We start from the raw sequence: 19,898 nt of genomic DNA, 5'->3' as shown, positions 1-19,898 counted from the left end.
ACCCACTTGGCCCGATTCGTTGTTCCCGGAAAGTCGTGTTAGAGTTTTTCTCGCTGCTTCGGAGAGGCGCGAAACACTGAAAGGTGCAAACGGCTCCCGAAATACCACCTGCGCGGGTGGCGGAATGGCAGACGCGCTAGCTTGAGGTGCTAGTCCTCGAAAGGGGGTGGGGGTTCAAGTCCCCCTCCGCGCACAATGGGAAGCCCCGGAAAATCACTGATTTTCCGGGGCTTTTTCGTGCCCGCAAGCACACTACGGGTATTTCCAACCGCTCAGCGGGACGTTCCACCGGCCGTCCTCTGTCCAGACTCCGCGCATGACGCCGACCGTACAGCATGCAGCAAGAAGCCCGCCTCCGTGGAAGCGGGCTTCTTGCTGCTCAGGCCAGCGTTACTAACCAGCGGGTTGGTCGAAGCGCTGTCCGGCCGGGTTTGACGGCAGGATTGTGAATACGAGAACCGCGAGGGCGCCCAGGAACGGCACCAGGATGAGCAGCAGCAGCCAGCCGCTGAAGTTCCCGTCGTGCAGGCGGCGGACGGTCAACGCCAGGGACGGGACGAGGGTCGCCAGGCCCCAGATGACGAGAAGGACAGTCCCAAAGACGGCACCCGGGCCGGCAGTCGCCGCGCCGGTAAGGCTCGAAGTGGTTGATCCTGCACTGATGATGATGTTCAGGACGATGCTGACGGCAACGGAGACGAGGGTCCACCACCAGTACTCGCTGCGGCTGGCCCGTCCCGAGAACGTGGCGTACTTCTTGAAGAACCGCTTGACGGCGACCGGGAACGGCGCACCGTAGTAGGGCGCCCACAGCGGTGGTTCACCGGTTGCGGGCTGGTAGGACTGTTGCTGCTGGCTTGGGTATTGCGGATAGCTCAAGGATTCCCCCGGAATGTCAGAGTGATGAGACCAGCCCATCCTAGGACTAACCGGGGCCAAAAGTCCTTTTGATGGATAAATTTCACCGGGAATTAGCATTCTCCTGTCTCTGGCACCCGTACAGCGCCCAAGGCACCATGGGGACATGGAAGAGATGCGGACGGCGGGCAGCTCCCAGGGTCATGTGGTCCTGCTGGGCGATTCGATCTTTGACAACGCCGCGTACGTTGGCGCCGGACCCGACGTCGTAACCCAGCTGAAGCAGGAACTGCCGGGCTGGCGGTGCTCGCTGCTGGCAGTCGACGGCGACACGATAGCGGGTGTCCACCGGCAGCTTGCGGCGGTGCCCAGGGACGCAACGCACCTGGTGGTCAGCGCGGGAGGGAATGACGCTCTCGGATACGCCCCATTGCTGCAGGAACAGCCTGCATCGGTTGCCGACGCGCTGGCCATGCTGGCGCAGGCGCAGCAAAGGTTCGCCGCGGAGTATTCCGCCATGCTTGATGCAGTGACGGCAGCCGGCCTGCCCTGCGCAACCTGTACGGTTTACGACACGCCGCCGTCGGAACCAAACTATCCAATCATCAAAGCAGCCTTGTGCCTCTTCAATGATCCGATCACGAGGGCGGCCTTCTCCCGGCATGCAACCCTGATTGACCTTCGTCTCATTTGTGGCGAAGACGGGGACTATGCCAACCCGATCGAACCCTCATCACAGGGCGGCCTCAAGATAGCGCGGGCCATCGCTGCATTCGCGCGGGCAGGGGTGCCGGGCGGTAACTCGATCGTCGTCCTGGGGCAGCCGTAACCGCGGCACTTACTGCATTAGTGCGGCCTTAGCCTCCGGGACCGTGGGTGCCTGCCTCCTTCGCCGGAATGCGTACCGGGCGCCGCGGGACGGTACTCTACCCGCCGGTTTGCCGCACGAACCGCTCGCTTCTCCTGGCGCCGCGCCTTGCGCTCCGAACGATCTATGGCAGACAGGATGCTGAGCGTCACCGTAACCCACAGCAACGCCGCCAAAAACACCAAGGCAATTTCCATCTCAGTGCCCATGCCTAATTTTAGGCTCTCCTGCTCCAGCCGGCGGGCCTGCAGCACAATTAAAAGCTGCCCCCTGCAAGCAGACCCTGCCCTAGAACAAGCCCAACTCCCGCACGGCAGCCAGAACGTCCTGCACGCCAACCGCCAGCAAAGCCGGGTCCGGCTGGTCGGAGAATGTGTCGCCACGCCGCAGATCGGCACGCGTCAGGACCACATGGGGTCCTGGCGGCGGGCCCCAGATTTCGGGCGGCGCGGGTCCGAACAGCACCACTGACGGGGTGCCGTATGCCGAGGCCAGGTGTGCAGCCCCGGTATCCGCCGAGATCACCAGTTTGGCCGCGGAGATGGTCGCCGCGAACTCCCCCAGCGAAAGGTGACCGGCCAATACAGCCTCAGCCGGGAGATTCGCCAGGCGGCACACCTCCGCCGCTCTGTCCTTTTCCGAGTTGCCTCCGGTGAAGACGACGTTGTGTCCGGCTTCCACCAGGATGGCGGCGACTGCTGCGAACCGGTCCGCAGGCCAGAGGCGGCTGCCGTAAGCCGCCCCGACGTGCAGGACCGTGGCGCCGGGAATGGGAGCGGGAATGTGCGGCAGGTTCAGCTGGACATCCAGCGGGTCCGCTTCGATTCCATGCCACTCCAGAAGCCGGACCCAGCGTACCCGTTCATGCAGTTCCCCGCGCCAGGGCGGTCCGTTCCGGTGCGGGCTCCGATGTCCGATAGTCCGTCGCGCCATCAAGGCTTCGATCCGTCCCTGGCTCTCGGGACCGCTTCCATGGAGATTCACGGCAACGTCCACCACCCCCGGTTCCATGGCCAGGGGCTCGTCAAGTCCATGGGTGGGCAGCAGTTCATAACCGCCTACCAGCCCCAGTGCTTCCGAAAGCCACCCTTGGGCCGCGTACCGGAGCCTGTGCTCGGGGAACGCCCTCCGGAGTGCTTTCAGAGCGGGGACAGCGACCAGGAGGTCACCCAGCTTCAGGGCGCGCAGGACCAACAGTTCCGGCTTTCCATCCGTCAGGCTGTTGCCGCCGCCTTCCAAAACGCCGTCGCCCCTCATGCACCCTGCCTGACTGCCGCGGTTGCCATCAGGCTCCGGACATCCTCGTACACGTCACGGACGGCAATGCTTGAAACGATCGAGTCATCGTGCGCGCAACGGGGTGCCGTCCACCCCACCTGCGTTACATCAATGCCACAAGTGGGGCACGCGGTCACCCAGGCTGCATGGATCCGGTGAAGGCTGCGGCCCAGTGCCCCTGCATTGATGACGTTCCCTGCCCAGAAGATCCCCACTGTGGGCACGCCGAGGGCCTGTGCGAGATGCCGGGGGCCGCTGTCGTTACCAACAACGACGGCGGCGTCCGCCATGAGGGACACCAGTCCGGACATGTCCAGTTCCCCGGCCACGGAAGTAACAGCCCGCGACGCCGCCAGTCCGGCAATCCGCTCGGCCAGCCCCTGCTCGCTCTTGTCCCCCACGACCACTACCCGGCAGCCATCGGCCGCGCAGGCAGCGGCAAGTTCAGCGAACCGCTCCACCGGCCAACGGCGGCGGGGATCTGTTGCGCCCGGATGGATCACCACGAGAGGCCGGCCGCCGTCGTCATCCCTTTCCGCGGCCTTGCCCCGCAGTTCCTCAACAGGTTCCAGACGGGCCTCAAGGTCAACCGGGAAAGCGCCGGCAAACCCGGCCACTTCCAATGCCCGCAGGGGCTCGTGCTGGTAATAGAGGTACGGGATGGTGCGTTCCAGGCTGGCGGCGTCGGGTGTGCGGGTACCCACGGTGTGGCGTGCGCCCAGCCGCAGCAGGAAAGGGTTGGAATACCTGCCGCCACCGTGGACCTGGACGGCCAGGTCGAAACGGCGGGCCCGCATGTCCTCAAAGAATGACTCCAGGGCCGAAGGATCGTCCTCGCCCGGCCGGACGCCCTCGGCGAACGGCAGCACGCACACCTCGTCCACGGGGCTCTTGACAGCCGCGAGCAGTGCCTTGTGTATGGGGGATCCCAAAAGGGTCAGGGTCGCGTCCGGATATGCCGCCTTTAGGGCAGCCATCGCCGGAATGGCGAAGATCAAGTCACCCAGTCCGCCACCCCGCAGGGCAACAATCCTGTACACGTCGTCGAACTTTTCCAGTACCGGGCCGACTCCTACGCCAACCTGCACGGCACTACCGAACTCTGCAGTGAGCTGCTCCACAAACGCCCCTTCGACTCAGGCGGAGATTGCGCCGCTTGCTGCGCTCTCCGCTGCTCGTGCGGCCACGTTAGCCTGCCAGGCCTGATGGCCGCCTCCCCTGAACCTGTACCCAGGCGGCGGCAAATATACTCCGCCTATTGGGGAATAGCCGCCCGATGCTGTACGTTTCATACGCGACAGGCGAACCAAAGAAAAGAGAAGCACCCAAAGTGGCAACCGATTACGATGAACTGCGTTCCGACGTCAAGGAATCGCAGGACAACTCACTCGAGCAGCTCCAGTCAGCTAATGCTCCCGACGCGCGCAGCGTTGTCCTCGAGCTGGATGAGGCTGACGGGCTCGACGGCGCCGGTGTACCCGGTGGCGAATTCGTCGCCGAGGAGCTCGTGGTACAGGTCATTCCGCAGGCCGACGACGAGTTTACCTGCTACTCCTGCTTCCTTGTCCGGCACCGGTCGCAGATCGCCCGCCAGAAGGATGGGCACAGCTACTGCACCGAGTGCGAGGGCTAGGAAACAGGGCCGGACGTGGCGCTGCGGGTAATTCCGCGGCCTCACCGGATCAGAAGGCACGCTGCACGCCAGCGTGCCTTCCGCTTTAAGCCGCCTCCAGCAGTCCCTAGTACTGTTGGCGCCTATGGATCTCTGGCACACCCTGGTTGAATCCCTCCGCCGCACGGAGGTTCCTGCAATCACGCTGCCGGAGCTCCTGCTGGTGATATTGGTGGCTACTGCCTTGTCCATACCCCGGCGGTCCTGGAGATACTTCGGCCTGCTGGCCACCGCGGTCCACGAGATGGGGCATGCCTTTGCCGCCGTCACCAGCGGGCAGCGGTTGTCAGGCATCAGGCTGCGGCTCGACCATTCCGGAACCACCACCACCTACAGCCGGAGCAAGGCAGCGGCGGCATGGTCTTGCTTCTGGGGCTACCCCGTACCTGGAATTGTCGGAGCATGCTTCGTCACGTGCGGTTTCAGCGGATGGGGACCGGCCGCCATTGCAGTCAGCGTCCTTGCCCTGGCCGCCTCACTGCTCTTCCTCCGGAACATGGCCGGGTTCCTCGTGACAGCCCTTGGAATCGCGGGCGGGCTGGCCCTCATCCTCGCGGTGCCCGACGCTTTTGTGGGCCATGTCGCGGTGGTCCTGGGTTTGGCCATGCTGGTGGCCGCCGTGCGGGACCTCTTCAAACTGGTAAATGTCCACTTCCGCCGAAGGGACCGGCTGGCGACGTCCGACGCCTACCTGTTGTACCGGGCGACGGCGGTACCTTCCGGAGTCTGGATTGCCCTGTTTGCGGTCCTCGTGGCCGGCTCCTGGTTGGCGGCATGGCAGCCCATCGCCACGATCCTGGTCCGCGGCGCCTAGGCTAATGCAATGAGCCAGGAAACGGACAACATCCAGCGGGCCGCCAAAGACAAGACGGCTGACCACAGCACCCGCGGCGCCTACGTGACTGGTGGCGCCGAATTCACCCGCGACACCAATTACATTGAGGACCGCATCACCCGCGACGCAAGGCCAGGCGACAACGGGGAACCGGGCTGGCCGGTGGAAGCGGGCCGCTATCGCCTCATTGCAGCGCGGGCATGCCCCTGGGCCAACAGGGCTGTCATCGTTCGGCGGCTGCTGGGGCTGGAAGACGCTGTCTCCCTGGGCCAGCCTGGTCCCACCCATGATGCGCGCTCCTGGACCTTCGACCTCGATCCGGACGGGGTGGATCCGGTCCTGGGCATCGGGCGGCTCCAGGAAGCGTATATCAGGCGTTTCCCGGGATACCCCCGCGGCATCACGGTCCCCGCCCTCGTTGACATAGCCACCGGCGAGGTGGTGACCAACAACTTTCCGCAGATCACCCTGGACTTCTCGACTGAATGGACTGAGTTCCACCGGCCCGGCGCACCGCGGCTCTACCCCGAGCACCTGCGGGAAGAGATCGACGAGGTCAACAAGAGGGTATTCACGGAGGTGAATAACGGGGTGTACCGTTGCGGGTTCGCGGGATCCCAGGAGGCCTACGAGTCCGCATACGAGCGCCTGTGGACAGCCCTCGACTGGCTGGAAGAGCGACTGTCCCGGCAGCGATACCTGGTAGGAGAGACGATTACCGAAGCTGATGTCCGGCTTTTCACCACCCTGGCCAGGTTCGACGCCGTCTACCACGGGCATTTCAAGTGCAACCGGCAAAAGCTCACGGAGATGCCAGCGCTCTGGGCCTACGCCAGGGACCTGTTCCAGACCCCCGGGTTCGGCGACACCACTGACTTCGTGCAAATCAAGCAGCACTACTACATCGTCCACGAGGACATCAACCCCACCGGCATCGTTCCCGCCGGCCCCGACCTGACCGGATGGCTCGAGGAGCATGGCCGCAAATCCCTGGGGGGCCGGCCGTTTGGGGATGGCACTCCCCCAGGGCCGGTCAAACAGGGCGAGGAAGTAGCACCGGGACACGGCGCCGCGCACTAGTAGGAAAGCGCTTCCCGGTAAACTGTCCGGGTGCAGACATCTCAGGGCTTCGTAGCGCCCGGTTTTGAAACCGTCCTGGACCTGTTCGAGTCCTTCCTGGCCGAAGACCGGGACTACAGCGCCCAGGTGGCCGCCTACCATCACGGAAAGCCCATCGTTGCGCTCAGCGGCGGGCCCGGGATGGCCCCCGACACCCTCACGGGCGCCTACTCCTGCTCCAAGGGCGTGGCGGCCATGGTGATAGCCCTGCTGGTGCAGGACGGGCTGCTGGACCTGGACAGCACCGTTGCCCGGTACTGGCCCGAGTTCGCCGTTCACGGCAAGGAACGGATGCTGGTGCGCGAGGCCCTCTCCCACCAGGCCGGCCTGATGGGCCTTGAGGGGGGTTTCAGCCTGGATGAGTTCACCACGCCCGCTGCTGCGGCGCGGCTTGCTGCGGCCACGCCAACCTGGCATCCCGGGCGCCAGTTCGGCTACCACGCCCTGACTATAGGGATCATCATGGAGGAACTTTGCCGCCGTACTGCCGGGGAGGCTCTGCAAAGCGTCTATGACCGCCGGATCCGGAAGCCGGAGGACATCGATTTCTTCCTGGGCCTGCCCGCGGACCTGGAGCCGCGCTACCGGGAAGTCCTCTATGAGGACGCTGCCGGCCAACCCTGGGTGGATCCGCTCAGCCTGGAGGGAATGAACAGCAACGCGCCGGTGAGCACCATCATGGAGCTCCCCAACATCCGCGGAGTCCGTGCCGGCGGGATGTCGGCAGCCGGCGGCGTAGGGTCTGCCGAAGGGCTGGCCAGGCTCTATGCCGCCGCCACCACCGGCGTCGAAGGTGAACCGCCCTTCCTAGCCTCCAGCACTGTTGACCTGATGGCGCAGGAACAGGTGTGGGGACTCGACCGTTCCTCAGGACTGGACAACGCCTTCGCAGTCGTCTTCATGAAGCCGCACCCGTCCCGGAACTTCGGCAGCCATCGCGCCTTCGGCCATGAAGGCGCCAATGGGGCACTGGGCTTCGCGGACCCTGCCTACTCCGTGTCCTTCGGCTATATCCCCCGGCGTCAGGAAGAAGGGCGCACACCTGGAAAAGCCCACCGGCTCGCTGCCGAGGTCCGCCGTTCCGTGGCCGCAATGACCTGAATCTCCCGTCAACGGCCTCTGCAGGTGCAGCTTCGCGCCCCTGACCGGGGGCTTTGGCTGCACCCGGAAAGCCCCATAGTGTGGGACGGATGGGTAATACTCAAGCAAAACCCAACGTTCGGTGGCCCAGGGGGACCCGGCTTCTCAAACAGGCATTGGCTGGATTGTCGGCGGCATTCGCCGCCCAGCGCCTCCAACTGGCAGCAAAGGCTGCCGTAGCCGCCGGACTGGCCTTCCTGATCGCACCGCTCATGCCGGGGGCAGCTGCCAACTATCCGTACTACGCACCTTTGGGTGCGCTGGTGGCCATGTACCACAACGTCGCGGGATCCGTGCGGCAAGGCCTGCAAGCCCTGTCCGGGCTCGCTTTGGGCGTCGGGCTTGCGGTAGTCCTGGTGAGCATCGCGGATCCCTCGCCGCTCGCCGTGGCCGTGTTCATGGGCATCGGGGTCCTGCTGGGCGGGCTTCCGGGCATCGGGTCGGGCAGTGATTGGATTCCTACGGCGGCCCTGTTGGTCCTGCTCGTGGGTGGCAACCAGCCGGACGACTTTTCGTTCGGGTACCTTGTGCAGATGGGGGTGGGGGTTGCGGTGGGCATCGCCGTGAATTTCCTGCTCTTTCCGCCACTGCACCTGAACGCAGCGGCAGCGAGCCTTGACGACCTTCGGCGCGCCCTCGGCAGCCAGCTGATTGACATGGGAACTGCCCTGAAGGAGGAGTGGCCTCCGGAACACGAGGAATGGTCCCGCCGTTCAGACGAACTCGCTTCGGCGGCCCGGTCCGTCCGCCATCTGGTCAAGGAGGCGGACGCGAGCCGCCGGGCTAACCCCCGCCGCAAGCTCCACCCGCGCGACGTGGACCTGGACTACCGCAACCTCCGCGAGCTGGAGCGTGTAACTTTCCACATCCAGGACATGACGGACGTGCTTTCAGACGTGATCTGGGTCAGTGATGTTCCCTACGCGGTGCCGGTGGAGGACAGCGGCCCGCTGGCTGAGGCCATGACGGCGACCGGAGAACTGCTGCTCTCACACTGCGACAGTGACGAGCCGGCACACAGGGTGCGGTTCCAGGCGGCCCGGGAGGCGGTGGAAGCCTGCATGGCTGCCACCGCCTCCCGGGAAACGACGGGCGAAACCGTTCCGGCATCGGAATCGATCCTGCTCAGTCTCCACCGCATCCTGCGCGCCGTCCGCCCAGCCAGCTAGAGCGCGGCGACCGAACCGCTGAAGTGGCGCCGGCCCGACCGCGGGTTCCAGGCAACAAAGCCGGAATGTTCCCAGGCGCCGGACTCGTCCTGCTTGCTGCTGATCTCCAGGGCTACTCGGCAGGGCAGGAACACCGGCGCGTCAAAATCCACCTCCCAGATAAAGGACTCACCGCGCACGGATCCGACGTCGGCGAGCGCCCGGGATGCCAGGTACATGCCATGGGCGATCGAACGCCGCATCCCCAACGCCTTCGCTGAAAGCACGCTGAGGTGGATGGGGTTGAAGTCTCCGGATACTGCCGCGTAAGCCCGCCCTGCGTCGACCCCCAGTTGCCAGAGTGCGGTGGGATCTGGTGCCTTGAAGTCGCCCTTCGGCGGTGCCGGGGACGGTTTATCAATGCCGGGCAGGAACACCCCCTTGGCCAGGTAGGTGGATGTTCCCTGCCAGGAGAGGTCCTCTTTCCCGGCCAGCCGCACCTCCGCAATGACGTCCACCTGGGTGCCGGCACGGTGGCCCCGCAGGTTCTCCACCCGGGCGGTAATGTCCAGTACGTCCGTGAAGAGCACGGGTGAGCGCTGCTCCACCCTGTTGCGCAGGTGGATCATGCCCAGCAGGGGCAGGGGGAAATCATCCCGGTTCATCACGCTCATGGCCACGGGAAAGGAGATGGCGTGGATGAACCCGGCGGGCAGGATATCGCTGGCGGTCTCACCCAGCAGGTGCTGGTAGGCGGTCAGGTTGGCGACGTCGACGGTGACGCCCCGCACCTCATGGCTCTCCGACGGAAGGACTGACGAGTCGTGCGTCCCAAGCAGCCGGCGCCTCGCGGCCTGGGCGGCCGCATTGACGTACAGCTTGGACAGTGACGGCATGTCGCCAAGGATGACCGGCTGGACCGTCATGCCCCCACCATGTTCTGCCCGCATACCCGCAGTACCTCCCCGTTGATACCCCCGGCAGCGTCGCTGGCAAGGAAAGCTATGGTTTCCGCGACGTCGGACGGCTTGCCGCCCTGCTGCAGCGAGTTTGCCCGGCGGGCGACTTCGCGCAGGGCAAACGGGATCCGCTCGGTCATCTCCGTTTCGATGAACCCCGGCGCCACGGCGTTGATGGTGCCGCCGGTGCCTGCCAGGAGAGGGGCCGTTGCACGGACCATTCCCATCACTCCCCCCTTGGACGCGGCGTAGTTCGTTTGCCCCCGGTTGCCGGCAATGCCGCTGGTGGAGGCAACAGAAACAATACGTGGCGCCGGTCCAAGGTGTTCAGCTCCCAGCAGTGCCTCGTTGATCCGCAACTGCGCGGCAATGTTGATGTTTATCACCGAACTCCAGCGCGGGTGGTCCATATTGGCGAGGAGCTTGTCCCGGGTGATGCCCGCGTTGTGCACCATGATGTCCAGCCGCCCGTGCCGCTGCATGGCGTGCCCGATAATCTTTTGGCCGGCATCTTCCCGGGAGATGTCCAACTGCAGGGCCGTTCCCTTCACGTCGTTGGCTACTGCTGCCAGGTGTTCCCCGGCCGCTGGCAGGTCCACCAGGACCAGCGTGGCGCCGTCGCGGTGCAGGGTGCGGGCGATCTGGGCGCCAATCCCGCGGGCGGCCCCCGTCACGACCGCCACTTTGCCCGCCAGCGGCCTGTCAAAATCGTCAGGAAGCTCACCGGCCGTGGTGGACACCTTCAGGAACTGCCCGTCCACGAACGCCGAACGGCCGGAGAGGAAGAACCGGAGGGCAGCCAGGACGGAGGGACTTGCGGCCTCCACACCCTTGGCAAGGAGTATCCCGTTCCCGGTGGCGCCTGCACGCAGTTCCTTGGCCAGGGAGCGCAGCAACCCGTCCACGCCCTGCCTGGCCGCGGCTGCGGCGGGAGTTTCCGCCTCCGCCGCAGGCCGCGAAACGGTGACTACCCGGGCACCCGGGCGCAGGTCCCGGAGGGAGCCCGCAGCGGCAAGTACCGGCTTCTCAAGATCTTCCGGATGTTCCACCTCGTCCAGGACCAGGATGATGGCGCCGAGCTTCTCCCCCGGGACGGCATGCCGCCGGACATCAAGCTCCCAGGACAAGAGCTCGGCGGCAAGCTTGTCGGCCGCTGCCGTGTCACCCTGCACCACGACGGGGCCGGTGATCAGCGGCTGCCCGGGTTCATACCGTCGCAGCACCACGGGCTGCGGCAACCCCAGCTTCCTGGCCACGTTCCTTCCGAGCCCCTGGTTCACCAGTTGGGCGTACTTGTCCGTCATCAGTTTCCCCTTAGAGTGATTCGAGAATGGCAACGACGCCCTGGCCGCCGGCGGCGCAGACCGAAACCAATCCCCGCGCCGGACGGCCGTCGACGCTGCCCTTCTCATGCAGCTGTTTGGCGAGTGACGCCACGATCCTGCCTCCGGTCGCGGCGAAGGGATGGCCTGCCGCCAGGGATGATCCGTTGACGTTGAGGCGGGCCCGGTCGATCTTGCCGTAGGCGCCATCCAGGCCCAGGCGCGTGCGGCCGAATTCCTCGTCCTCCCATGCCGCCAGCGTGCTGAGCACTGTGGCTGCGAACGCTTCGTGAATCTCGAAGTAGTCGATGTCCGCCAGCGTGAGGTTGTGCCGGGCCAGTAGCCTGGGTACCGCGAAGACCGGCGCCATCAGCAGCCCGTCCTTGCCGTGCACAAAGTCCACCGCTGCGGCTTCGGCGTCCACCACTGCTGCCAGCTTGGGAAGGTCGCGGGCATCGGCCCAATCTTCCGAGGCAAGCAGGACCGTTGAGGCCCCGTCCGTCAACGGCGTGGAGTTGCCGGCCGTCATGGTTGCGTCGGCGCCCAGGTTCTTCCCGAAGACGGGCTTCAAAGAAGCCAGTTTTTCCATGGAGGTATCGGCCCGGAGGTTGCCGTCCCGCGTCAGTCCGCGGTACGGCGTGACAAGGTCGTCGAAAAACCCGGATTCGTACGCCGCGGCGAGGTTCCGGTGGCTGTTCAGCGCCACCTCATCCTGCGCCTCACGGGAAATCTTCCACTGCGCGGTGGTGAGCGCCTGGTGTTCACCCATCGAGAGGCCGGTCCTTGGCTCCGCAGTGCCAGGGGCCAGCGGAGCCAGATCCTTGGGGCGCAGACGGCTGAGGATCTGCAGCCGCTGGGGCAGGGTCTTGGCACGGTTGAGGTCCAGGATCACTTCCCGGAGCCCCTCGCTCACCACCACCGGGGCATCCGAGGCGGAATCGACGCCGCCGGCAATCGCTGAGTCAATCTGGCCGAGCTTGATCTTGTTCGAAAGTCCCACCACGGTCTCCAGTCCCGTGGCGCACGCCTGCTGCAGGTCGTAAGCCGGAGTCTCCGGAGACAATGCGGAGCCAAGGACTGCCTCCCGGGTGAGGTTGAAATCCCGGGAGTGCTTCAGGACGGCCCCCGCCGCCACCTCCCCCAGCCGTTCCTCCTGCAGTCCGAAGCGCGCAATCAGGCCTTCCAAGGCGGCCGTCAGCATGTCCTGGTTGGAGGACTTGGCATAGGAGCCCCCCGCCCGGGCGAAGGGAATCCTGTTGCCTCCGACAACGATAGCCCTGCGCAGGGCAGGGACGGGACTGGCTGCGGTGCCTGATGCTCCGGGGCCGGTGATGGACTGTCCGTCAATGGACATGGCTGTCTCCTCTGCTCACAAGCGGTTACCGATACCCAGCGTACCTGATACGCTGGGTATCGTGAACATTTCGGAAGGACAGCTTGACGTTCCCCCTGCAATGGCCGGACCGGACGGTCGCTCCTCGCGCTGGCAAAGCCACCGGGAGGAGCGCCGTCGGGAACTGATCAAACAGGCCCGGCGGGCAGTACATAGCTTGGGCCGTGACGCATCCATGGAGGAGATAGCTGCGGCAGCAGGAACGTCGAAATCGGTCTTCTACCGCTACTTCGGCGACAAGGCGGGCCTTCAACAGGCTGTGGGCGAAGTGGTGCTGAACCAGATGCAGAACCGCATCCGTGAGGCCGCGCAGAGTGCCCTCACCCCACGGGAGGGATTGCTGGCAATGGTGTCGGCCTACCTGCAGATGGCGGACACAAGTCCCAACGTGTACAGCTTTGTCACCCGCTCCGCAGCCGCGGAGTCCGCAGACACGACGACGCCGGGACCGGTCTCCGGCGCCTTGGGCCACTTCTTTGACGCCGTGGCGGAAATGATCGCCACACCAATGCGCTCGCACCTGGGCGACGGCAAGGAGGCCGTCATCGGGTACTGGCCCAAAGCTGCGATCGGACTGGTACGCAACGCAGGTGAGCAGTGGTTGAGTACGCCGGACTCACCCGCCAAGCCAAGCCAGGAAGCCATGGCTCGGCAGATTACCGCCTGGCTGTGCGTTGGCATTGCCCCTGAACTGTCACCGGCCGCCCGCGCCTGACAGCCGGCCATCCGCCCGTCATCACCACCGCGTCCGGCGCTCAAGCCGGACGCAGCAGCAAAGCACTTCCGCACCACAAGCCAACTGTCAGCACCAACAAAAGGATATTGACATGACTGAAGTAGTGGACCGCTCCGCCGGCAAGGGTCAGGGGCCCACGCCCGCCCACCCTGCCCGGGACCACGTACAGCCCGCGGTCGACGTCGGCGCACTGGGCAAGCAGCTCCTGGGAAAGTGGGCGGCCGTCCGGCTGCAGTCACGGGACCTGGCGGCACGGCCTGAACTTCACAAGATTGAGGGGCTGCCGCACACCGAACACCGGGCGCGGGTATCCGGGCAGCTGAAACACCTCGTGGACAGCGCTGCCGTCCACCGCGCGTTCCCGTCCGCATTCGGCGGCTCCGACGACCACGGAGGCAACATCGCCGGCTTCGAGGAACTCGTCGTGGCCGATCCGTCCCTCCAGATCAAGGCAGGTGTGCAGTGGGGCCTCTTCGGCTCGGCCGTCATGCATCTTGGCACTGCCGAACACCACGCCAGGTGGCTTCCGGGCATCATGAGCCTGGAGATCCCGGGCTGCTTTGCCATGACCGAGACCGGCCACGGCTCCGACGTCGCCAGCATCGCCACTACTGCCACCTACGAGCCCGACACCGAAGAGTTCGTGGTGCACACGCCGTTCCGAGCCGCGTGGAAGGACTACATCGGGAACGCCGCCGTCGACGGGCTCGGCGCGGTGGTGTTCGCGCAGCTCATCACCCGGGGAGTCAACCACGGTGTCCATGCCTTTTACGTTGACCTCCGCGATCCCCGCACGAGGGAGTTCGTTCCGGGTATCGGCGGTGAGGACGACGGCGTCAAGGGCGGGCTCAACGGCATCGACAACGGCCGGCTGCACTTCACGAACGTCCGCATCCCCCGGTCCAACCTCCTCAACCGTTACGGCGACGTGGCCGCCGATGGAACGTATACCTCTTCCATTGCGAGCCCGGGCCGGCGCTTCTTCACCATGCTCGGCACGCTCGTGCAGGGGCGCGTGTCCCTCGACGGCGCAGCAGTGGCAGCCTCCAAGGTTGCCCTCAAGGCAGCTGTCCACTACGCCACGGAGCGCCGCCAGTTCAACGCGTCCAGCCACACGGACGAAGAGGTCCTGCTCGACTACCAGCGCCACCAGCGCCGGCTCTTCACGCGCCTCGCCACCACATACGCCGCCGGTTTCGCCCATGAACAGCTCCTGCAAAAGTTCGACGACGTCTTCTCGGGCGCCTCTGACACCGACGCGGACCGCCAGGACCTCGAAACGCTGGCCGCGGCACTCAAGCCGCTCAGCACCTGGCACGCCCTGGACACATTGCAGGAATGCAGGGAGGCCTGCGGCGGAGCCGGTTTCCTGATCGAAAACCGGTTCGCCTCCCTCCGCGCGGACCTGGACGTCTACGCCACCTTCGAAGGCGACAACACCGTGCTGCTTCAACTGGTGGCCAAACGACTCCTGGCCGACTACGCCAAAGAATTCCGGAGCGTCGATTTCGGCGTGCTGGCCCGCTATGTGGTAGGCCAGGCCACCGGCGCAGCAATCCACCGTACCGGGCTTCGGCAGGTGGCGCAGTTCGTGGCGGACAACGGATCAGTACAGAAGGCGGCAATCGCCCTGCGCGACGAGGAGAGCCAGCGCGCCCTGCTGACGGACCGGGTACAAACCATGGTGGCCGAGGCAGCCGCCGCGCTGAAGGGCAGCAACAGGCTCCCCCAGGACAAGGGCGCTGCCCTTTTCAACCGGCACCAGAACGAACTCATCGACGCCGCCCAGGCGCATGCCGAGCTGCTGCAGTGGGAGGCCTTCACGGAGGCGCTCCGCGACGTCACAGACCCCGGTACCAAGACCGTCCTGACCTGGCTTCGCGACCTCTTCGGCCTCAGCCTCATCGAGAAAAACTTGTCCTGGTACCTCATGAATGGCCGCCTCTCCATGCAGCGCGGCCGGACTGTGGGCGAATACATCAACCGGCTGCTGGTGAAGATCCGCCCGCACGCCCTGGACCTGGTTGATGCCTTCGGTTACGGCGACGGGCACGTCCGGGCAGCCATAGCCACCGGCGCCGAGAAGACCCGCCAGGACGAGGCGCGTGCGTATTTCCGCAGCCAGCGGGCCAGCGGCCGGGCCCCGGTGGACGAAAAGGTGCTGCTGGCCAGGACGGCGGCCGGACGGAACAGCTGACCCGGCCGGCGAGGCAGGCACAGAGCCCGCCCTGCTGACTGGAGAAACGACGACGGCGCCGCTCCCCCAGGAGGGAAGCGGCGCCGTCGTCGTCCTGCCGGCCGGACGGTCAGCGTGAAGCCGGCAGCACCGAGCGGTACACCTCAAGAGTGGTTTCAGTGATGGACTCCCAGGAGAAGTGCTTTTCGGCGCGCAGCCGCCCCGCCTGGCCCATTGCACGGGCACGCTCCGGGTCCGACACGACCTCGGTCAGTGCCGCGGCGAACTCGCTGACGAACTTGTCCGGGTCAAGCGGCGTCCCTGTGCCGTCCGTGACTTGTTCCAGGTCCACCAGCAGGCCCGTGTGTCCGTGCTCCACAACCTCCGGAATGCCGCCCGTGGCGCTGGCGACGACGGCAGCGCCGCACGCCATGGCTTCGAGGTTTACGATGCCCAGCGGCTCGTAGATGGAGGGGCAGGCGAAGGCGGTGGCGTGGCTGAGCACCTGGATCAGCTCGTGCCGGGGCAGCATGCGTTCAATGAGCACGACGCCGGTCCGCTGGCTTTGCAGGTCCTCGATCAGCCGGGCGGTCTCGGCGGCAAGCTCCGGAGTGTCCGCGGCGCCGAGGCACAGGACCAGTTGGACGTCGTCGGGCAGCTTCGCCGCGGCCCGGAGGAGGTAGGGAACACCCTTCTGGCGGGTATTCCTGCCCACAAAGACGACGCTCGGCTTGGCGGGGTCGATGCCCAGGGCGCGGACGGCGTCGTCATTCTCGTCCCGGTTCCACAACTCGACGTCGATACCGTTGTGCACAACGCGGACCTTGGCCGGATCCACGTTGGGGTAGCTTCGCAGGATGTCCTGCCGCATGCCCTCGGAAACGGCGATGATTGCGGCCGCCGCCTCGTACGCGGTTTTCTCGACCCAGGACGAGAGCGCGTATCCGCCGCCGAGCTGCTCGGCCTTCCATGGGCGCAGCGGCTCCAGGCTGTGCGCGCTGAGGACATGCGGGATGCCGTGCAGCAGCGAGGCCAGGTGCCCTGCCATGTTGGCGTACCAGGTGTGCGAATGGACCAGGTCCGCGCCTGCGACGTCCGGGACGATCCGCAGGTCCACGCCGAGCGTCTGCACAGCGGCGTTTGCCGAGCCCAGATCCTCCGGCACGGAGTAGGACGTCACGTTGGCGCCATGGTAATCAGCGTCGCGGGGAGCCCCGAAGGCGCGAACCTGCAGGTCAACGTGCTTACTAAGCACCCTGCTCAATTCGGCCACATGCACACCGGCGCCACCGTAGATTTCGGGCGGGAACTCTTTAGTCACAATGTCTATTCGCACAAGACCCAAGGTAGTCCTTCACGCATAACTGTTCTAGTGTGAAGGAGTCCGGGCATGCCGGACTGTTTTGGGGAGTTACGAAGGCGTACAGGAGCGACCATTATGCCGTTGAACAAAAAAGTCCTGGCCATTGTCCTCGCAGGCGGCGAGGGAAACAGACTGATGCCACTGACGGCAGACCGTGCGAAACCGGCGGTGCCCTTCGCGGGCAGTTACCGCCTCATTGACTTTGCCCTGTCCAACCTCGTGAATTCCCGCTACCTGCAGATCGTCGTCCTGACCCAGTACAAGTCGCATAGCCTGGACCGACATATTTCCGAGACCTGGCGGATGTCCACGCAGTTAGGCAACTACGTGGCCTCGGTTCCGGCGCAGCAGCGCGTGGGCAAGAGCTGGTTCCTGGGCAGCGCCAACGCCATCTACCAGTCGCTGAACCTCATCCGCGATGCAAACCCGGACATTGTGGTGGTGGTCGGAGCCGACCACGTCTACCGCATGGACTTCGCCCAGATGGTGGCGCAGCACGTGAACAGCGGTGCGAAGGCCACCGTGGCGGCGGTCCGGCAGCCGCTGCACATGGCAGACCAGTTCGGGGTCATCGAGGTGGACCAGAACGACCCGCAAAAGATTGCCGCATTCGTGGAAAAGCCGGCCTCCACGCCCGGCCTGGCCGCAGACCCGTCCCAGTTCCTGGCGTCCATGGGCAACTACGTGTTCGACGCCGACGCGCTGGTGGCTGCGCTGCACGTGGACGCCGAACGGCTGGACACAAAGCACGACATGGGCGGGGACATCATCCCTTACTTCGTCAACCAGGGTGAGGCCGGAGTCTACGACTTCACGCTCAACGACATTCCCGGCTCCACGGAACGTGACCGCACCTACTGGCGTGACGTGGGGACCATTGATTCCTTCTATGACGCGCACATGGACCTCATCTCCCCGTTGCCAGTCTTCAACCTCTACAACTCCGAATGGCCCATTTACACCCGGCAGAGCATCTCCCCGCCCGCCAAGTTCGTCCGCGGCCAGAACGACACTGTGGGCACGGCCCTGGACTCGATCGTCTCGAACGGCGTCGTGGTCTCCGGCGGCGTCGTGGAAGGCTCGGTCCTGTCCAACGACGTGTTCGTGGGAACCAGCAGCCGCGTGATCGACTCGGTCCTGATGGACAAGGTGCACATCGGCGAAGGCGCCGTGATCAACCGAGCCATCATCGACAAGAACGTCAGGGTTCCCGCCGGGGCAGCCATCGGCCTCGACCCCGACCTGGACCGGGCACGGGGCTACAAGGTCACCGAATCCGGCATCACTGTCCTCGCTAAGGGACAGGAAGTCCCGGAGCCAGGCGAGGCAGAGCGGGAACTTGCCGCGAAGAACCTCCACCTCGTTCCCAACGCCGTCAAGGCTGCAGCCGCAAAGTACCCCGACGTCCGCGATTCCGTTGACAAGGTGGCCCAGACACATGCCGCCGCCGCAGCGGACGCCGTTCCCGGGGCACGGGTCTCCTAGCCCTGATCGCTTGGCATCGCGGCCGGCGGCACCCCTGATGGTGCCACCGGCCGCGCTTAAGCTGTGCCTGCGGCCTGTAAAATTGGCTTAATGAGCTCCCCCGACCTGACCCCTGAGGAAATCCAGGCCTGCCTCAAGGTCCTGAACACCATCCACGCCTATGACGAGGAGCACCCGGACTACGTCTCGGTGCGCCGGGCAACGGGGAAAATGTTCAAAGCCGTCAAGCGGCACCGCAGGGTCACTAAACGGGACCTCATCGCCGAAGCCGACCGGGCCGTCATCGCCCAGACGGCCACAGCCGCGCCGGACCGCATCGACGACGAAACCCGCGGCAACAAACTGGCGCCCTCCACGACCGGGAAAGTGGCCGGGCACCTCATCCGGTCCCGCCCCTGCTACATCTGCAAACAGCACTACACACAGGTGGACGCCTTCTACCACCAGCTGTGCCCGGAGTGCGCCGCCTTCAGCCACAGCAAACGCGACGCCCGCACAGACCTAACGGGGCGGCGTGCGCTGTTGACGGGCGGCCGGGCGAAGATCGGAATGTACATCGCGCTCCGGCTGCTGCGCGACGGCGCCCACACCACCATCACCACGCGCTTCCCCAAGGACGCCGCCCGCAGGTTCGCCGCCATGGAGGACAGCGGCGACTGGCTGCACCGGCTCCGCATTGTGGGCATCGACCTGCGGGACCCCGCGCAGGTCATGGCCCTTACTGACTCCCTCAATGAGGCAGGCCCCCTGGACATCATCATCAATAACGCGGCCCAGACGGTCCGCCGCTCCGGGAACGCCTACAAACCGCTGGTCGATGCCGAGGATGAGCCCCTGCCCGCCGCCCTGGAGCAGGCGAACGGCGGTCCCGAGCTTCTGACCTTCGGCCATGCGCACGACAAGCACCCCCTGGCACTGGCCGGCAGCGTGACCGAGCATCCCGTGCTGGCCGGCGACGCCATCACGTCGCTGGCATTGTCCACCGGCTCCGCTTCGCTCGAGCGGATCGCGTCCGGGACAGCCATCGATGCGGGCGGCCTGGTCCCGGACCTGGCCACCATCAACAGCTGGACGCAGGTGGTGGACGAGGTGGACCCGCTGGAGATGCTGGAAGTGCAGCTCTGCAACGTCACGGCACCGTTCCTGCTGGTCAGCCGGCTGCGGGAAGCCATGAGGCGGTCCACCGCCCGGCGCAAGTACATCGTCAACGTCTCCGCCATGGAGGGCCAGTTCTCCCGCGCCTACAAGGGCCCGGGCCATCCGCACACCAACATGGCGAAGGCCGCGCTGAACATGATGACGCGGACCAGCGCCCAGGAGATGCTGGAGACCGACGGCATCCTGATGACCGCCGTCGATACGGGATGGATCACGGACGAGCGCCCGCACTTCACCAAAGTCCGGCTCATGGAGGAGGGCTTCCACGCGCCCCTGGACCTGGTGGACGGCGCCGCACGTGTCTACGATCCCATCATCACGGGCGAAAACGGCGAAGACCAGTACGGCGTGTTCCTCAAGGACTACAAACCCAGTCCCTGGTAGCGGG

Annotated in this window: 17 protein-coding genes and 1 tRNA gene; 11 read left to right on the top strand and 7 right to left on the bottom strand. The window is 65.6% G+C overall.

Features of this window, described 5'->3' with window-relative positions; genetic code table 11:
* Positions 1 to 110: 110 nt before the first annotated feature.
* A tRNA-Leu gene (locus AC5RUU_RS08320) sits at positions 111 to 193 on the top strand.
* Positions 194 to 393: 200 nt separating this feature from the next.
* On the opposite strand, the gene AC5RUU_RS08315 is transcribed toward AC5RUU_RS08320, so the two are convergent.
* Entirely contained in the window at positions 394 to 879 is a 486-nt protein-coding gene (locus AC5RUU_RS08315) for a DUF805 domain-containing protein (protein ID WP_493974732.1), read from the bottom strand.
* 145 nt (positions 880 to 1,024) lie between these two features.
* Here AC5RUU_RS08315 and AC5RUU_RS08310 point away from each other — a divergent pair, with 145 nt between their 5' ends.
* Entirely contained in the window at positions 1,025 to 1,687 is a 663-nt protein-coding gene (locus AC5RUU_RS08310; protein ID WP_493974731.1) for an SGNH/GDSL hydrolase family protein, read from the top strand.
* Between the two features lie 327 nt (positions 1,688 to 2,014).
* Here the strand turns inward: AC5RUU_RS08310 and AC5RUU_RS08305 are convergent, their stop codons facing one another.
* Positions 2,015 to 2,983, bottom strand: a complete 969-nt coding sequence (locus AC5RUU_RS08305; protein WP_493974730.1) for a glycosyltransferase family 9 protein — start codon at positions 2,981 to 2,983, stop codon at positions 2,015 to 2,017.
* Complete coding sequence (locus AC5RUU_RS08300; protein ID WP_493974729.1) at positions 2,980 to 4,125, bottom strand: glycosyltransferase family 9 protein; 1,146 nt, start codon at positions 4,123 to 4,125, stop codon at positions 2,980 to 2,982. Before AC5RUU_RS08300 ends, AC5RUU_RS08305 begins: the two co-directional genes overlap by 4 nt.
* Positions 4,126 to 4,334: 209 nt before the next feature.
* Here AC5RUU_RS08300 and AC5RUU_RS08295 point away from each other — a divergent pair, with 209 nt between their 5' ends.
* From AC5RUU_RS08295 to AC5RUU_RS08275, 5 genes are all read left to right on the top strand, one after another.
* Positions 4,335 to 4,637 carry a DUF4193 domain-containing protein gene (locus tag AC5RUU_RS08295; protein WP_009358564.1) on the top strand — a complete coding sequence of 101 codons (303 nt, stop codon included), beginning with the start codon at positions 4,335 to 4,337 and terminating at the stop codon, positions 4,635 to 4,637.
* A 124-nt stretch (positions 4,638 to 4,761) separates the two neighbouring features.
* On the top strand, positions 4,762 to 5,490 hold the full coding sequence (locus AC5RUU_RS08290; protein ID WP_493974728.1) for a M50 family metallopeptidase: 729 nt from the start codon (positions 4,762 to 4,764) through the stop codon (positions 5,488 to 5,490).
* Between the two features lie 9 nt (positions 5,491 to 5,499).
* Positions 5,500 to 6,591 (top strand): glutathione S-transferase family protein, encoded by a 1,092-nt coding sequence (locus tag AC5RUU_RS08285; RefSeq protein ID WP_493974727.1) that lies wholly within the window; start codon positions 5,500 to 5,502, stop codon positions 6,589 to 6,591.
* Between the two features lie 30 nt (positions 6,592 to 6,621).
* On the top strand, positions 6,622 to 7,731 hold the full coding sequence (locus AC5RUU_RS08280; RefSeq protein WP_493974726.1) for a serine hydrolase domain-containing protein: 1,110 nt from the start codon (positions 6,622 to 6,624) through the stop codon (positions 7,729 to 7,731).
* 155 nt (positions 7,732 to 7,886) lie between these two features.
* Entirely contained in the window at positions 7,887 to 8,939 is a 1,053-nt protein-coding gene (locus tag AC5RUU_RS08275) for an FUSC family protein (RefSeq protein WP_493974725.1), read from the top strand.
* Here AC5RUU_RS08275 and AC5RUU_RS08270 read toward each other — a convergent pair.
* From AC5RUU_RS08270 to AC5RUU_RS08260, 3 genes are read right to left on the bottom strand one after another with little or no spacing between them, the layout of a single operon-like run.
* Positions 8,936 to 9,844: a MaoC family dehydratase gene (locus AC5RUU_RS08270; RefSeq protein WP_493974724.1), complete on the bottom strand. Its 909-nt coding sequence runs from the start codon at positions 9,842 to 9,844 to the stop codon at positions 8,936 to 8,938. The two genes, AC5RUU_RS08275 and AC5RUU_RS08270, sit on opposite strands and share 4 nt — an antisense overlap.
* The gene (locus AC5RUU_RS08265) at positions 9,841 to 11,181 is read right to left on the bottom strand and encodes a 3-oxoacyl-ACP reductase (RefSeq protein ID WP_493974723.1); all 1,341 of its coding nucleotides are present in this window, start codon (positions 11,179 to 11,181) and stop codon (positions 9,841 to 9,843) included. Before AC5RUU_RS08265 ends, AC5RUU_RS08270 begins: the two co-directional genes overlap by 4 nt.
* Positions 11,182 to 11,191: 10 nt before the next feature.
* Positions 11,192 to 12,553 carry an acetyl-CoA C-acetyltransferase gene (locus AC5RUU_RS08260; RefSeq protein ID WP_493974722.1) on the bottom strand — a complete coding sequence of 454 codons (1,362 nt, stop codon included), beginning with the start codon at positions 12,551 to 12,553 and terminating at the stop codon, positions 11,192 to 11,194.
* A 100-nt stretch (positions 12,554 to 12,653) separates the two neighbouring features.
* Here AC5RUU_RS08260 and AC5RUU_RS08255 point away from each other — a divergent pair, with 100 nt between their 5' ends.
* Entirely contained in the window at positions 12,654 to 13,307 is a 654-nt protein-coding gene (locus AC5RUU_RS08255) for a TetR family transcriptional regulator (protein WP_493974913.1), read from the top strand.
* Between the two features lie 112 nt (positions 13,308 to 13,419).
* The gene (locus AC5RUU_RS08250; RefSeq protein ID WP_493974721.1) at positions 13,420 to 15,525 is read left to right on the top strand and encodes an acyl-CoA dehydrogenase family protein; all 2,106 of its coding nucleotides are present in this window, start codon (positions 13,420 to 13,422) and stop codon (positions 15,523 to 15,525) included.
* 109 nt (positions 15,526 to 15,634) lie between these two features.
* Here AC5RUU_RS08250 and glgA read toward each other — a convergent pair whose 3' ends face one another.
* Positions 15,635 to 16,840 carry a glycogen synthase gene (glgA, locus tag AC5RUU_RS08245; protein ID WP_493974720.1) on the bottom strand — a complete coding sequence of 402 codons (1,206 nt, stop codon included), beginning with the start codon at positions 16,838 to 16,840 and terminating at the stop codon, positions 15,635 to 15,637.
* Between the two features lie 102 nt (positions 16,841 to 16,942).
* Between glgA and glgC the strand changes: the two genes are divergently transcribed.
* Positions 16,943 to 18,352: a glucose-1-phosphate adenylyltransferase gene (gene glgC, locus AC5RUU_RS08240; protein WP_493974719.1), complete on the top strand. Its 1,410-nt coding sequence runs from the start codon at positions 16,943 to 16,945 to the stop codon at positions 18,350 to 18,352.
* 90 nt (positions 18,353 to 18,442) lie between these two features.
* On the top strand, positions 18,443 to 19,894 hold the full coding sequence (locus AC5RUU_RS08235; RefSeq protein WP_493974718.1) for an SDR family NAD(P)-dependent oxidoreductase: 1,452 nt from the start codon (positions 18,443 to 18,445) through the stop codon (positions 19,892 to 19,894).
* Positions 19,895 to 19,898 lie beyond the last annotated feature (4 nt).

Source organism: Arthrobacter sp. K4-10C, from assembly GCF_059090085.1.
The sequence above is the reverse complement of the archived record's forward strand: the minus strand, read 5'-3'. Positions and strand labels throughout refer to the sequence as shown.

Bases quoted from the DNA above. Each gene is read 5' to 3' on its own strand.
- AC5RUU_RS08285 (WP_493974727.1), top strand. From the start codon at position 5,500: ATGAGCCAGGAAACGGACAACATCCAGCGGGCCGCCAAAGACAAGACG.
- AC5RUU_RS08235 (WP_493974718.1), top strand. From the start codon at position 18,443: ATGAGCTCCCCCGACCTGACCCCTGAGGAAATCCAGGCCTGCCTCAAG.
- AC5RUU_RS08305 (WP_493974730.1), bottom strand. From the start codon at position 2,983: ATGAGGGGCGACGGCGTTTTGGAAGGCGGCGGCAACAGCCTGACGGAT.
- AC5RUU_RS08310 (WP_493974731.1), top strand. From the start codon at position 1,025: ATGGAAGAGATGCGGACGGCGGGCAGCTCCCAGGGTCATGTGGTCCTG.
- AC5RUU_RS08290 (WP_493974728.1), top strand. From the start codon at position 4,762: ATGGATCTCTGGCACACCCTGGTTGAATCCCTCCGCCGCACGGAGGTT.
- AC5RUU_RS08270 (WP_493974724.1), bottom strand. From the start codon at position 9,844: ATGACGGTCCAGCCGGTCATCCTTGGCGACATGCCGTCACTGTCCAAG.
- AC5RUU_RS08250 (WP_493974721.1), top strand. From the start codon at position 13,420: ATGACTGAAGTAGTGGACCGCTCCGCCGGCAAGGGTCAGGGGCCCACG.
- AC5RUU_RS08255 (WP_493974913.1), top strand. From the start codon at position 12,654: ATGGCCGGACCGGACGGTCGCTCCTCGCGCTGGCAAAGCCACCGGGAG.
- glgC (WP_493974719.1), top strand. From the start codon at position 16,943: ATGCCGTTGAACAAAAAAGTCCTGGCCATTGTCCTCGCAGGCGGCGAG.
- AC5RUU_RS08265 (WP_493974723.1), bottom strand. From the start codon at position 11,181: ATGACGGACAAGTACGCCCAACTGGTGAACCAGGGGCTCGGAAGGAAC.
- AC5RUU_RS08260 (WP_493974722.1), bottom strand. From the start codon at position 12,553: ATGTCCATTGACGGACAGTCCATCACCGGCCCCGGAGCATCAGGCACC.